The sequence below is a fragment of the Leptolyngbya sp. BC1307 genome (assembly GCF_002286735.1).
Classification (GTDB): domain Bacteria; phylum Cyanobacteriota; class Cyanobacteriia; order Phormidesmidales; family Phormidesmidaceae; genus Phormidesmis.
On the sequence record NZ_NRTA01000044.1, the window covers coordinates 1 to 13,677 of the forward strand.

Annotated in this window: 15 protein-coding genes; 8 read left to right on the top strand and 7 right to left on the bottom strand. The window is 52.3% G+C overall.

The window, feature by feature from the left end; all coding sequences use genetic code 11:
• Positions 1–212: 212 nt before the first annotated feature.
• Positions 213–1,520: a hemolysin family protein gene (locus CKL79_RS17990; protein WP_121970952.1), complete on the bottom strand. Its 1,308-nt coding sequence runs from the start codon at positions 1,518–1,520 to the stop codon at positions 213–215.
• 74 nt (positions 1,521–1,594) lie between these two features.
• Entirely contained in the window at positions 1,595–1,816 is a 222-nt protein-coding gene (locus CKL79_RS17995) for a cation transporting ATPase C-terminal domain-containing protein (protein ID WP_170944106.1), read from the bottom strand.
• A gap of 55 nt (positions 1,817–1,871) precedes the next feature.
• On the opposite strand from CKL79_RS17995, the gene CKL79_RS18000 reads away from it, so the two are divergent.
• Positions 1,872–2,582 carry a hypothetical protein gene (locus CKL79_RS18000; protein ID WP_141242232.1) on the top strand — a complete coding sequence of 237 codons (711 nt, stop codon included), beginning with the start codon at positions 1,872–1,874 and terminating at the stop codon, positions 2,580–2,582.
• Between the two features lie 231 nt (positions 2,583–2,813).
• On the opposite strand, the gene CKL79_RS18005 is transcribed toward CKL79_RS18000, so the two are convergent.
• Both CKL79_RS18005 and CKL79_RS18010 read right to left on the bottom strand, forming a co-directional pair.
• On the bottom strand, positions 2,814–3,242 hold the full coding sequence (locus CKL79_RS18005) for a hypothetical protein (protein ID WP_121970955.1): 429 nt from the start codon (positions 3,240–3,242) through the stop codon (positions 2,814–2,816).
• 260 nt (positions 3,243–3,502) lie between these two features.
• Positions 3,503–3,832 (bottom strand): metalloregulator ArsR/SmtB family transcription factor, encoded by a 330-nt coding sequence (locus CKL79_RS18010; RefSeq protein WP_121970956.1) that lies wholly within the window; start codon positions 3,830–3,832, stop codon positions 3,503–3,505.
• A gap of 135 nt (positions 3,833–3,967) precedes the next feature.
• Between CKL79_RS18010 and CKL79_RS18015 the strand changes: the two genes are divergently transcribed.
• On the top strand, positions 3,968–4,141 hold the full coding sequence (locus tag CKL79_RS18015; protein WP_121970957.1) for a metallothionein: 174 nt from the start codon (positions 3,968–3,970) through the stop codon (positions 4,139–4,141).
• A gap of 85 nt (positions 4,142–4,226) precedes the next feature.
• On the opposite strand, the gene CKL79_RS18020 is transcribed toward CKL79_RS18015, so the two are convergent.
• Entirely contained in the window at positions 4,227–5,468 is a 1,242-nt protein-coding gene (locus tag CKL79_RS18020; RefSeq protein ID WP_170944107.1) for an FAD/NAD(P)-binding protein, read from the bottom strand.
• Positions 5,469–5,584: 116 nt separating this feature from the next.
• Here CKL79_RS18020 and CKL79_RS18025 point away from each other — a divergent pair, with 116 nt between their 5' ends.
• The 4 genes from CKL79_RS18025 (at position 5,585) to CKL79_RS18040 (ending at position 9,732) form a co-directional block, all read left to right on the top strand.
• Complete coding sequence (locus CKL79_RS18025) at positions 5,585–6,388, top strand: GTP-binding protein (RefSeq protein WP_121970959.1); 804 nt, start codon at positions 5,585–5,587, stop codon at positions 6,386–6,388.
• Positions 6,385–7,242, top strand: coding sequence for a metallophosphoesterase family protein (locus tag CKL79_RS18030; RefSeq protein ID WP_121970960.1), 858 nt, complete (start codon positions 6,385–6,387; stop codon positions 7,240–7,242). Before CKL79_RS18025 ends, CKL79_RS18030 begins: the two co-directional genes overlap by 4 nt.
• A gap of 47 nt (positions 7,243–7,289) precedes the next feature.
• Complete coding sequence (locus CKL79_RS18035) at positions 7,290–8,063, top strand: metallophosphoesterase family protein (protein ID WP_205879141.1); 774 nt, start codon at positions 7,290–7,292, stop codon at positions 8,061–8,063.
• A 148-nt stretch (positions 8,064–8,211) separates the two neighbouring features.
• Positions 8,212–9,732 carry a DUF3299 domain-containing protein gene (locus CKL79_RS18040; RefSeq protein WP_240518949.1) on the top strand — a complete coding sequence of 507 codons (1,521 nt, stop codon included), beginning with the start codon at positions 8,212–8,214 and terminating at the stop codon, positions 9,730–9,732.
• Between the two features lie 11 nt (positions 9,733–9,743).
• Here CKL79_RS18040 and CKL79_RS18045 read toward each other — a convergent pair whose 3' ends face one another.
• A complete protein-coding gene (locus tag CKL79_RS18045; protein ID WP_121970961.1) occupies positions 9,744–9,941 on the bottom strand; it encodes a chlorophyll a/b-binding protein in 198 nt (65 codons plus the stop codon).
• Between the two features lie 220 nt (positions 9,942–10,161).
• Here CKL79_RS18045 and CKL79_RS18050 point away from each other — a divergent pair, with 220 nt between their 5' ends.
• The gene (locus tag CKL79_RS18050; RefSeq protein ID WP_121970962.1) at positions 10,162–11,145 is read left to right on the top strand and encodes a GTP-binding protein; all 984 of its coding nucleotides are present in this window, start codon (positions 10,162–10,164) and stop codon (positions 11,143–11,145) included.
• The gene (locus tag CKL79_RS18055; RefSeq protein WP_240518950.1) at positions 11,133–12,233 is read left to right on the top strand and encodes a WD40 repeat domain-containing protein; all 1,101 of its coding nucleotides are present in this window, start codon (positions 11,133–11,135) and stop codon (positions 12,231–12,233) included. The genes CKL79_RS18050 and CKL79_RS18055 overlap by 13 nt, the downstream gene beginning before the upstream one ends.
• Before the next feature lie 56 nt (positions 12,234–12,289).
• Here CKL79_RS18055 and CKL79_RS18060 read toward each other — a convergent pair whose 3' ends face one another.
• Positions 12,290–13,498, bottom strand: a complete 1,209-nt coding sequence (locus CKL79_RS18060) for an anion transporter (RefSeq protein WP_121970963.1) — start codon at positions 13,496–13,498, stop codon at positions 12,290–12,292.
• Positions 13,499–13,677 lie beyond the last annotated feature (179 nt).

The following is a 13,677-nucleotide window of genomic DNA, read 5'->3' on the forward strand; positions in this document are numbered from 1 at the left end:
TCAACCAGTCTCGAACATTCCTTGCCCCTTGGGTATAGGGATGTTCGTTACTTTTAGCGTTGGCTCCGCCTCTCCTATGGAGAATCGCATTTCGCACTTCAAGAAAAACTTCGCACTGTCCAGTAACTTACACGGCGCTTGTTGTGATCGACTTCGGCCATCATCCCGGCTAGTTCGCGACGACGGTTCTGCTGAGTTTAACCAATACCTCATCAAGAGTCTGGCAGCAGAGCCATGACCAACACCTTATCGACTCGGGGGCCATCCATATCCACCACCTCAAACCGCAGCCCGCCCCACTCAAAGGATTCACCCGATTGGGGAATGCAGCCCAGGGCGTGAACCACGAAGCCCCCTAGGGTGTAGAAGTTGCCGGTGGCCTCGTCGGGCAGTTTTTTTTGCTCGAAGCGATCTTTGAATTCGTGGATATCTAGAGCGCCATCCAGCAACCAGGAGCCGTCTTCCCGCTGGATGACCTGGGGTTCCTCCTGGTCTTCGAGGGAGGGCAAATCGCCGACGATCGCTTCCATCAGGTCGTTGAGGGTGACCAACCCCTCGATGCCGCCGTACTCATCGGTGACCAGGGCGATATGGACGCCGGTCTCCTTAAACTGCTCGATCACCTTCAGGGCGCGAATCGTCTCGGAGAGATAGAGGGGGGGCTGGGCCATGGCTTCTAGATCAATGGTTTGCCCAGCCAGTTGGGCCGACAGCAGATGGCAACCTCGAATCACGCCAATGCAATCGTCGAGGCTGCCCTGGCCCACCGGGAAGCGCGAGTAGTTGCTGCCGCTGACCATTTGTAAGTTGTCGGCGATGGAAGCCTGGGTGTTGAGCCAGGTGATTTCGGTGCGGGGGGTCATAATGGCGCGAATGGGGCGATCGCCCAGGCGAAACACCCGCTCGACCATGGCCTGCTCGGACTCCTCAAACATGCCCGACTCAGCCCCCTGACGAATCAGCACCTTGATTTCTTCCTCAGTGATGTCGGGCTCATTGGAGGCCTGAATGCCCAGCAGCTTGAGCAGGGCATTGGTAGAAACGCTTAACAGGTGTACCAGGGGGGCGCCCACCCGCGACAGGGCGCGCATGGGCGATGCTACCAGACAGGCCAGCTTTTCTGGATTATTGAGGGCAATGCGCTTGGGCACCAGTTCGCCAATCACCAGCGACAGATAGGTAATAGCCGATACCACAATAGCGACGCTGATCCCTTCGCTGTAGGGTTGCAGGGCCGGAATATCCTCGAAGAGGGGGCGCAGGCGCTGGGCGATGGTGCCCCCCCCCACGGCACCGCTGAGAATGCCGATCAGCGTGATGCCAATCTGCACCGTGGCCAAAAAGTTGTTGGGCGCATTGGCCAGCCGCAGCGCCTCTCGGGCCTTGCGATCGCCCCGTTCCACCAGCTGCTCTAGCCGCACCTTGCGGGCTGAAACCACGGCAATCTCTGAGCCAGAGAATATGCCATTGGCCACAATGAGCACCAAAATCAACAAAATCTCAAGGGCAATCGAGGACATGGCAGGCCATTAAAAACGAGAATATATTGGCAGTTGAGAGTTTGTTAAAAATCCAACCTAGAGCATCAATCCTATCAATTGATCGGATCAATCCGTTGCCGGATCAGTGCCCAGAGAATCACCGGCAGCCCTGCCGCAAGCGCCAATAATCCCTGCATCGGAGTTAACGGAGCGGTGTCAAACAAGCCATTTATCACGCTCCACTGGCTAAAGAGCAATTGCAGCACCAGCAATACCCCAATGCCAATAGCTGGGGCATAGCTGATAGGCTTGCGGTGGCCCATCAGGTTAGACACCAGGTTGGGAACTAGCCGACAAATACTCAACAGGTAGAAAATTTGACGTGGTTCATTGTCAACGTACTACTATTTGCTGAAGGGAGTAGAACACCGCGATGAAGACACTTGGGGATGGCATCTTCTAGATGTGATGGAGCAAGGCTTCGACATAGTCATTCAGCAGGTGAGCGCGAACCGTCGAGAAAAAGGGCTGCTGGCACTCGCTGGCCCATCCCTATCAGTGCGGCAGGAACTCTTCGGCTTCATCGCCTGTGAACCCCAACAGCGGGAGGGCAAGCAATATCCTACAATTCGTAAACTGAGTAAGGCATTACATAACCAGCGCGATCAGCTACTGACCTTTGCCGGTGTCCTCGACCAGAAGCTGGAGGCGATCGCCCAACGCTTGGAGCTACCGTTTCGGGCGGTGCGCGATGTTTGTCTGCTACATCGCAAACACAGGACATCCAATGCTTACTGGGAACGGTGGAATCAGTTGTATAGAAGACTCTCCAGCAAATTTTACGGGCTGATGGAAGCAGTAAGTGAGGCACTCAAAACGACCCCGAGGGCCAGTTCCATGGTGGAAAATCTCAACTCCCGGCTACGAAACTTCTTCTTCCTGCGGCGGAGTCCGGGTGATGCTTATCTGAGTCTTTTGCAATTTTTTCTTGAACCATCGCTGTTTCCTTCGCTCTCGGGTGCCGGAACGGGTGGGGAAAAGTCCGAAGCAATTATTGCCTGGACAGCCTCACCCCCACTGGCTAGAACTGCTGGGTTTTGAACCGCCCCATCTGGCCTTGCTCCATCTGGCCTTGCTCCATCGACATTGCCACGACCAGACTCATGCGAAGTGTGGATGACAACCACCAAACTTTTGAGGAGCCGTGTGAAGGGCTAAACTTTCAAGCACGGTTTTATAGACCAATAGTTTTATAGACCAATAGGGTTGGCGACGGCCCTGCTGAGTTTAACCTAAAAGAAAACAGGATTGTTAATACATTAAACAGTCCGCTTAAGAAAGCCAGCCCGAGCGCTGATTGAGCTGTAGACCCGTTGGCAGTAGCACAGCGCCAGCGCTCGACTGAAGATCTGTTGAGCTAGGACTGTTCTGGAAACTATCAGTGGGTGATGAGCTGCGAATATCCAGCAAAATATCAGCGACTCGATCTGGATTAGGCGCGGCTGCAAATTCCTCAGATAGTTTATTGACTTCTTCATCTATGATGGCTTGAGCCTGCTGGTCACTGGTGGCCGTGTTAAGACGAGTTAAAGCTGTTTCTAAGCCGTCTTGCAAAAACTCAGCATCTTCAGAGTCTGGCAATTGGGCCAAAACTGCCTGAATTTCTTTTTCTACGGCTGCTATGCCCGCAGACTCTTGATTGGTAGCAAGGGTTATCAGCGCTGAATCATTTACAGTCTGAGGAACATTAGCTACAGGCATATCAGATACCGGAACAATAAATGTGAAAGTAGAGATTATTAGGCAACCTACACACATAGACTTGAACTCTCTCAAAGAAAAAATAGTGAATTGTAGTGAGCGATAAGGAAAAAAATCTCCCCATAGTACGACACAAAGCACAAATATACCCTGTGCCCATAAAACATACCAACTGCACTTAATCAATATTGCCAGATCAATCCAGCAATAAAACTGTCTGTATGATGCATGGCTTGAAGCAAACCTCTGAAAGTAACCTCTTACCGCTCCGTCTCATCGGCAGGTTCATCTAAATGTTCAGCGGCTTCTCGGTAAAGGTTGAGAATATGGTGATCTTTTAGGCCGTAGAAAACATTGCGGCCTTGTTTGCGATAGCGCACCAGCCGAGAAGTGCGTAAAGTCCGCAGTTGATGAGAAACCGCAGATTCACTCATGTCAACAGCCGCTGCTAAATCTCGTACTCGCATTTCGTCGATGGCCAGTGCTGACAAAATCCGCCAGCGATTGGGATCGCCTAAAACACTGAAAAATTCTGCCATTCGCTGCGCTTTTTCGATGGAAAGCAGTTGTGGTTCGATTTTTTGGCTCATGAAGCTGATTTGGGAGCTGATTCGGCAAGATGATTAAAAATATTAATGAATGAACAGGCATTCATATGTTAAGGTTGAAAGCATGAACATATGTTCAAGTGATGAATAAAGTGTACCTTTAAAAGGAGGTTTTCCATGACAACCGTAACCCAAATGAAATGTGCTTGTGAGTCTTGCCTTTGCATTGTGGATGTGAGCAAAGCGGTTCAGGCCGAGGAGCAATACTATTGCAGCGAAGGCTGTGCTAATGGACATGCCGACAACACGAAAGGGTGTGGTCACACCGGGTGCAATTGCCACAGCTCATGAGCTATGGCAATTTGTGCTGAAATAACAGGCCAGTTATGGTGGGGCTGATTGTAGGCTGAAGGCAGATTCAACCTATGGGCAAGTATCAAGCGGCTCGTGCAAGGCTGGACTTAGTAAGGGCTGGGACAATGCGATCGCACGCTAATTTCGCCCCAAACAAATTTCTCGCTACCGGCCCCACCTGCAACGCCGTCCAAGGCCCCATCAAAAACAAATCGCACCCTGGCCAGCGCAAATGCTCATCTAACACGGGCAATCCGTTGACAATTTGCAGAGGATATTGCGCCAAAACCTCTCCTAAAATCGGATGCGCTGTAATATCAAGCTGCGTTCCGGTAGCCAGCCAAATTCGATCAATCGGCTGATGTGCAAAACAATCATGCACTGCCGGATTGTCGCACTGTATCTGCCAGTGAGCCCCTTGCCACCGCGCTTTAGCGACCTGGCACTGCTCATAAAGTGACAGGCGGCTTTCTCGGGAGAATTTTCGCAGCCGCGTCAGCGCCTCGGGCGTAAATGAGCCTCCATCACGGGCCTGCTGGATCATGTGCCAGCGCTTGTGCCAATCCGGTTCTGTGTCAAATCCTTTCAAATATTTTGGCCCTAGCCAACCGGGTTCCGCATCAAAAATCTTTTCCTTAAACTGTCGTCGCCCCATCAGCAGCACCCGTGCGCCACGTTTTAGTGCGCCCATCGTCAAGTGAGCGCTCGTCAGCCCACCGCCGATAATGAGCACCGTTTCTCCCGTCAGCGTAGGCAAGGCTGGAAGATGAACGCCTTGAGCATGGCAAAGCCGCTCGGGTGGGTAATCACTTACTTGTTTTGTCCAGTCTGGCATTTTAGCGGTTGCTGCGCCGGTTGCCACCACCACTCGTCGGGCGATCGCCGTTTTCCCATCGGCCAAAGTCAGGCGAAATCCTTCCTTTTGAGGCGTTAGCCCCACGACCTGAGCTTTCGTTACCTGATCTCGCAGATGCCAGCGGTCGATCACGGTTTCACAAAAATCTTGAAACAGCTTTGTCCCCGGTCGGTTGTACGGATTGTATAGCTCATCCTGACGCTTATCGGCAAAGGTTAGCAGGGTATGGGGGTTGCAGTCGGGGTGGTGGACTGCCGGAGAGCGCAGATGAGGGATTTCTTGGGCGGCAAATTGTTGATGCCATTGGGCTAGCCAGGTGCCGCTCGGATCGAATACCTGAAAGCCGGGAGAGAGGCCAGCGTTGAGGCGATCGCGCATTTTCTTTTTCTTTTGCAGCAGGTGAGTCACCAGCGTCAGCGCCTGTGGCCCTGCACCAATCACAGCAATATCAGTCTTGAAGATGCTCACACCTGACCTTCCTAGTGTTGAAGAAATAAAAGAATTTGCTAATTTGCGCTAGTGAATACTACCCCATATAATATGATAATGATTATCGTTTTCATATAATTTCAAACAATTCGCCTATGTTAACCGTCGTAGCAGGATCTTTAGGGGCCGGAAAAACCCGTTGGATCTGGGAGCAAATGACCGCGCAGAAAGGTTCAGAGCCGCTGCTGTATATCAATCCGCTCACGGTCGGGGTAGATGCTTACCGGCTGCTGCTCGACGTGCCCCATCTGCAAGTTGAGACCGATTTATCCAAAGCGCTACCAGTAACCGAAAGCGGGGCAGTAACCGAAAGCGGGGCAGTAGCCGAAAGTGGGGCGATATATCTAGAGCTAGGTCACCATCTCAGTCTGGATTTGCCTTTGCTTGCTCGGGTGCCTCACCATCGAGTTGCGGTGATTAGCGCCGATTGTCCTACCCGTTCAGACTGGGAGCAGTGGGCAGAGGAGGTGGTGATTAGCAACGTTAAAAGCCCAGATGCAAGCCCAGATATCACAGATGCAGAAACCGACCTATGGCAGGCTTCGCTGCAAGGCCAGGTACTCGATCCTGCTAGCCTGCATACATTTTGGCAAGAGCTGGTACAGGGAGCCTATGGCCAGATGATTCGGACTAAAGCCGTTTTTGAGCTGGCTGACGGTCAGGCGATTTATGTCGATCATTTGCCGCAGCAGGAAACTACCTACCAAGATTTGCCCTTGCCCAAGTGGTTAAACGGTCGTCCGCAGCGGTTTAGTGGCATTGAAATGATGGGGCAGGCTTTGGATAAGGCGGCGATCGCAGCCACCCTGCAAGACTGTTGTTTAACCGATGCAACCCTCGCTTCTCATCAGGCCGCGCTCCAGCAATCTCAAGTTTATTCACCTCAGGAAACCGCATGAAAATAGCTGTTATCTCTTGTATTCACGGCAATTTAGCCGCCCTCAAAGCCGTCCTTGCCGATATTGACCAGCAAGGCGTAGAGCAAACCTTTTGCTTAGGTGATTTGGTCGGCTATGGCCCCTATCCCAACGAAGTGGTGGCGATGATTCGCGATCGCCAGATTCCTACCTGTCAGGGCTGCTGGGATGAAGATATCATCGACGGCCTCAACGCCTGCGAATGCAGCTATCCCTCGCTCCTCGCTGAAAAGCGGGGTCGCCTCGCCCACGAATGGACAGATGCCGAGGTCACCGCCGAAACCCGCGAATATCTCGCCCAAATGCCTCTGGCTCTGCGCCACGAGAATCTGTGCTTTGTCCACGGTAGTCCCCAGAGCCAGCACGAATATCTCCTGCCCGAAACCAGCGCCTTCATTGCCCTGGAGCGGGTACTGTCAACTGGGGCCGACATTCTCTTTTGCGGGCATACCCATGTGCCCTATGTGCGCACATTGAGCGATGGACAGCTCCAAATTCGAGTGGTGAATGGAGCCGAATCAGCGTCAAAAAACACACCACAAAGCATATTAAAAAAACTGCCTGAGCAACACAGCCAAACGCTCACCGCGCCCCTAAAGCGAATTGTCAACGCCGGTTCTGTCGGCGAGCCGCGCCACGGCAAACCCCAAGCCACCTACGTGATTTACGATACGCTCAGCGAGCAAACGATTTTTCGTGAAGTCGATTACGACTATGCGCAAACCTGCGCTGCCATTATCAACAAAGGGCTCCCACCCATATTTTCCTGGCGGCTGTCCCAAGGGCTAGAGTTTGCTGAAAAAGCCGACGATCCGACCCACGTTTGTGAACGTTAAATACCTGCATTAATTTTCTCGTTATTCTTCTACAAAAAACACTGGCTATGGTTTGGGCGATTCTCAGCGGCATTGAGGGCAATTTAGCCGCTTACAAGGCGGTGCTAAAAGATATTCAGCAACAGCGCGTCGGCGTGGAAGAACTCTACATTTTGGGTGATTTGATTGGCCCTCGCCCAGAGTCGGAAGAACTGGTGGGGTATATTCGGCAGCAGCGATCGCTCCCGCCTCAAATCTGTCTTGGCTGGTGGGAAGAACAACTCTTTAACCTCCACGCCTTAAGACACGATCCAGATGCGGTAGCGCTCAAAGAAAAGTATGGCGCTGAAGCCGTTGAACAGCTTTGGAATGCGGTTTCTCGCGATACAACAAACTGGCTACGCGGTCTAGACTTTGGTTTCTTTGAGCTAGACTGCCTGCTTATTCACGGCAGCACCCTCGGTTGTGATGACGAACTCACCCCAACAACCAACCCGCTCACCCTGCTTGACCGGCTGCTTCGCACCGACGCCAATTCTCTCTTTTGCGGACGCTCTGGGTTAGCCTTTCAGTATCAGCTATCTGAGGCTCAAATCACCTCCACGGTTGAAACCCTCGGCGCAGCTCAGAGCCCTGGCATCCCCCAACAGCACAGCCTGAAGCCTCGGCAAATTATCGGCGTGGGTAACGTAGGTCGCCTGGCCGGTTATGCCAGCTATACGCTGTACAATCCTAATACAGGCAACGTTCAGTTTCAGCAGGTGACCTATCGCGAATCGCTCAACCCAGTTTCAGCTTCTGGGGCAAAGGATTCGCATAACACCGGAAGGACTGATGCCTGAGTCTGTTAAAAACAGTGACTCAACATTGCTAAACTGGCAAAAAATAACTGCCAAAAAGAGGATTATGGGTTTGTGGCATCAACGTTGGCGCAGCAGTGGTTCCTATCTGTGTGCCTTTTTATTAGGTTGTTTGTTAACGCTTGCACCGATGGCCTCTGCCTCTGCTCAAAGCACTGTCACCTGGGATGATTTACAAGCTAGCGAAACCCATCTGCAAAACCCTTACGAACACCTCACAACCAAGCAAACCTACCGCCTTTCTAGCCTGTATCAGCTAAAGGTGTGGGTAGAAGAGAATCAGCCTGCATCCGATAGTTTTGAAGCTCAAGAACTTCAGCGGCTAGAGCAGTCGTTCGCAGATGAAGGGCTAGATACGACAGCGCTGCTCACCCATGTAGAAGCGGCCCGAGCTTACTGGCAATCACAATCGCAGCTCACAAATCCCGACTTAGAAGGGCAATCTGTTCAACTTTCTGGCTATGTTTTACCGCTGGGTGAAAACGAGACTCAGCAGGTAAACGAGTTTTTGCTGGTGCCCTACGTCGGTGCTTGCATTCATGTCCCGTCGCCGCCGCCGAATCAGATGGTCTATGTCAAGCCAGCGGTGGCAATTGATAATCCGGGTTTATTTTCGCCGGTGTTAGCAACCGGGCAAATTAGAGAGCAGATCACTAGCTACGAGCTGTTTCGAGTCGATGGCTCACAGCAGGTAGAGGTGAGCTATGTGATGGATTTGCAGGCGATCGCTCCAGATCCAAACGCACCTTCACCGCAGATTACGGGCTCTTGGTGGCAAACCCTACCCGCTAAAGTTTCAGGCGTTTTAACCCAGTCGCTGGGCAACTTGCAGCGCCAAACATCGCCGCGTACGCTGGCTTTAGCCATGCTGATGTCGTTCAGCTACGGGGTGCTGCACACGCTAGGGCCAGGGCATGGCAAAGCAGTGATTGTCTCCTACTTTGTGGGCAACGGGGGTAGCCTGCGGAGAGGAATGGCGATGGGCGTACGGATCGCCATTTTCCATGTGCTCTCTGCTGTGGTGATTGTTGTGCTTACCGATGCAGTCGTGCAGCGAGTGGGTGGCAGTAGTGCCGGGAGCTATCGGGTGGTGCAGCTCATCAGCTATGGGGCGATCGCTCTCATCGGCAGCTACATGCTCAAGCAGGCACTGCGAAAACAAAACCATCCGCAAGCGCCCGCGCATCTAGATACCCATGCTGCGGAGATTGTGCTGTACCCCAGCTTAAGTCAGCAAATATCAGCAAAAGCCGATCAACCTGCGCTGGCGGCCTGCAACTGCTTTACCTGCGATGAACGTCAAGGTATTGGCGGGTGGTTGGCCCTAGCAGTTGGTGCGGTGCCCTGTAGCGGCGCTTTGCTTGTGCTGCTGTATGGGCTTGCTAACGATCTACTATGGCCAAGTGTGGCCATGGTGATATCGATTTCGGTCGGAATGGCATTTACCTTGGGCTGGATTGGGGCGATCGCAATCATAGGCAACCGCTACGGTCATCAGTTTGCCGCCCGCTGCCAAGAAAAAATGCCCTGGAAAAAACAGCGCAAAAAATCACGATTTTCGCTGATTCAAACAGGGCAAATTATTGGCGCTAGCTGCGTATCGCTATTGGGCATCGGCCTGTTTTCGCTGACGCTAATAACAGGCAGCTAGCCCTACTCGATCTACATACCAGTCAGCCCCAAAAAGTGAAGAAATCCCTGCCCTGAAAAGACTTCCACCAAAGCCGCCGACACAAAGCCAATCATTGCTAAACGCCCGTTCCAAACCTCAGCGCTGGGTACAAAGCCGAACTTAAAACCCGTAGCAGTTTCAGCATAGGGCTTGTTCACTTCTGGGGTTGCAGTTGTTTTATTTGTCATGGTTTGACTTCTCCAAAGAAGGTTACGAGATTTAAGTTAATGAAAGTTTACAAAAGCAGTCTCTATCTAAAGGCATAGATCGAAAGGAATAGTGTCAAGGGATCTCGGCTACGCAACCGTTAGCTAATAGCAGATTAGGAAGGCATTGAAATTCATGCCGCTATTTACGGTCGCTATCGTATGATAATGATTATCATAATCAAAACGCAAGGATAGCGCTATGCCGAACACGATATTTGCGGATACTGCCCCGACTACTGTGCCAGTGACCGTCCTGACCGGTTACTTAGGATCGGGTAAAACGACGCTGCTCAACCGCATTCTCACCCATGAACATGGTAAAAAGGTAGCGGTGATTGTCAATGAATTTGGGGAAGTGGGCATCGACAATCAGCTTGTGATTGATGCCGATGAAGAAATTTTTGAAATGAATAACGGCTGCATTTGCTGCACCGTGCGCGGCGATCTCATTCGCATTATTAGCAATCTGATGAAGCGTCGCGATAAGTTTGATCATCTGGTGATTGAAACCACCGGATTAGCAGATCCGGCTCCGGTGATCCAGACCTTTTTTGTCGATGAAGACATGAAAGATCAAATCAACCTCGATGCCGTGGTGACGATGGTCGATGCCAAGCACATACACCAGCACTGGGATGCTGAAGAAGCTCAAGAACAAATTGCCTTTGCCGATGTGATTTTACTCAATAAAACTGACCTGGTGAGCGAGGCAGACCTTGCGGCGCTAGAGGAGCGGATTTTGGGAATGAACGCTATGGCGAAAGTGTATCGCACTCAGGATGCGGCGGTGGAAATGTCTGCGGTGTTAGGGGTAAACGCTTTTGATTTGACCCGAGCGTTGGAAATTGATCCTGATTTTTTGGGCGAAGATGCTCACGAGCATGATGAAACCGTGGGGTCTGTTGCGCTAGTAGAGCCCGGTGAAATTGATGGCCAAAAGCTCAACGGCTGGCTGAGCAACTTGCTGCAAACTCAAGGCCCGGATATTTTTCGGATGAAGGGGATTCTAAATATTCAAGGCGAAGATCAGCGGTTTGTGTTTCAAGGTGTGCATATGCTGTTTGATGGACGGCCTGATCGCCAGTGGAAGCCAGACGAAACCCGCAAAAATGAGCTGGTATTTATTGGTCGAAATCTAAATGCTACCCAACTAAAAGAGGACTTTCGGGCGTGCCTGGTTTAATAAAATCCCCCCTTTTGTCGCTGAGCTGGCAGGGGCAACTGCAAGACTATGTGACGGCGATGAATTGGTCGCCCGATGGGAAATGGCTGGCGCTCGCCTCCGGTTCTGGCGAAGTCATGTTGTTGCACATCCCAAGCAAACAAACCATCGCCATTGAGCCATCGGCGGCTGCATCGATTGACTGTCTAGGATTCTCTTATGACGGTCAGTTCTTGGCGGCGGGCGGACAAAACGGGCAGGTAAAGGTATGGCGATTGGCAGGGGATTCGACACCAGATTCGACGCCAGACTCGACACTGCCGACGCTCGTAAAAGTGCTAGAACATTCTCGCACCTGGGTAGAGCACTTGGCCTGGAGTCCTACCCGGAATGAGCTGGCTTTTGGGCTGGGGCGCTATGTTCAGGTGTGGGATATAGCGCGTGATGAGATGGTGACAACGCTGCCATTTGAAACCTCTTCTGTGCTGGATATAGCTTGGCATCCTGACGGAGAACAGTTGGCAGTAAGCGGCCATTTGGCGGTCAAAATTTGGTCACGCTCAAATTGGGATAATGATCCAAGGGTGCAGGAACTGGTAGCGGCTGGGCTAGCGATCGCCATCTCTCCCGACGGTCAATATCTCGCTGCGGGCAATCTCGACAACACGCTCATGGTGTGGGGCTGGGAAAGTCCCTACCCCTGGCGTATGACCGGCTTTCCAGGGAAAGTCCGTCACCTGGCGTGGGCCAATACAACCCGATCCGCAGCGCCAATCATTGCAGCGTCTAGCGGCGCAGGCTTAATCATCTGGCGTAAGCTGCCGACTGACGACGCAGGCTGGGCCTCACGAGCTTTTGACTTGCACCATGGAAAGATTGTCGCACTAGCCTTTCAACCCGGTACTTCACTCCTGGCTTCTGCCGCTGAAGATGGCCGGGTGATCCTTTGGCCCAAAGCAAAAAATCTGGGCCAAATGTTAGACGGTGCGGCTCAAGGCTTTTCAGCTTTGGCCTGGAACCCTCAGGGTAGATTACTCGCAGCAGGCGGGCAGCAGGGAGAATGGCTGGTTTGGGCTCAGAGCGGTCGCGGCAAAGGCTTTCTCCGTTGAAAAGTTGGCAGATCGCTCAACGACAGCTCAACCCTACCGCCCTCAACAGTATCAATTTATCCTAAGTTCACTATCCAGCCGTAGGTCAAAGCTAGGGTCATCAATGTCAGCGGTAAACCAAACCGCAGGTGTTGCCAGAAAGACAGACGGTAACCTTCAGCCGCTGCTGCTTCCACCATGATCAGGTTCGCGACTGACCCAAATAGCGTTAGATTTCCGGCTAGGGTTGCCGCCGCTGCCAGCAATAACCAGCTTTGAGTGGCCTCTGACGGAATCAACTCCTGCAACAGTAGCACCGCTGGCACATTGGAAATCAGATTCGATGCGATCGCCGTCACCGCTAGTAACCCTGCCGGATGCGTCACCCAGTTAGCGACCCCGCCTAACAGGTCAAGTTTCTGCACACAGCGGGTGAGAATAAATAATCCTGAAAACATCACCAATAACGACCAATCAACCTGCGACAACACCCGCTGGGACTTGATGCGACGGGTCACCAGTAGGGCCGCTGCTGCCAAAAACGCTGATTCGGCCAGAGGTAGCCCAACCACAAACGCCGTGAGTAGTAAAGTCGTGACTATCAGTGTTTTGACAAGCACTGGACGGTAGATTCGCAACCGAGAGGTTGGCGGCGGTGGACAAGGTTTAAGCGATCGCACCTCAGGGTATAGTAGCCACAGCAACCCTACTTGGAACACCAAGCCAACGACAGCAACCGGGGCCAGCGCCTGGGCAAACTCGCTATAGCCGATGCCCGAAAATGACCCCACCAAAATATTCTGAGGGTTGCCGCTAAGGGTAGCCAAAGACCCGATATTGGTCGCTCCGGCGATCGCCAGCAAATAAGGCACCGGGTTCAGCTTGAGCGATCGCGTCAACTGCAACGTCAGGGGCGTGCTCACCAATGCCAGTGTGTCATTCAAGAAAAAAGCCGACAGTATCCCAGTACCCACCGTCAACAGCCCCAATAACCCTAAGGGACTGCACGTCAATCGCAGCAGATACAACAAAGCTAGCTTAAAAAACCCAGCGTAAGACAGGTATGCATTCACCACCATCATGCTCAGTAAAAACACGATGGTATCGGCATCAATCGCCTGCCATGCCTCGTCTAAACTGAGGGTGCCTAAGGAAACCAGCACCGCTGCACTCACCAGGGCAATCGTGGCCCGGTTCATCCGTAAACCGGGCACATAGCCGAGGCCCAGGGTCAGATAGCTTAACCCCAGCACAGCAGCCTGCACCCAAATTGGCGCGTGGATCATGGCTGAACTCGTTCATGGCTAAGCAATTATAAGGGTCAGACGTAACCTGGTGCAGTAGCCAGGAACTTGTCATCTATTAATTGCCTCTTCGCTCACGACCACCAGCCCAAGAGGGAGGTCCACCCGCTTGACGAATTTGAATGACCTCCCCGTTATCCCGAGTGATTGTATAGGCATCG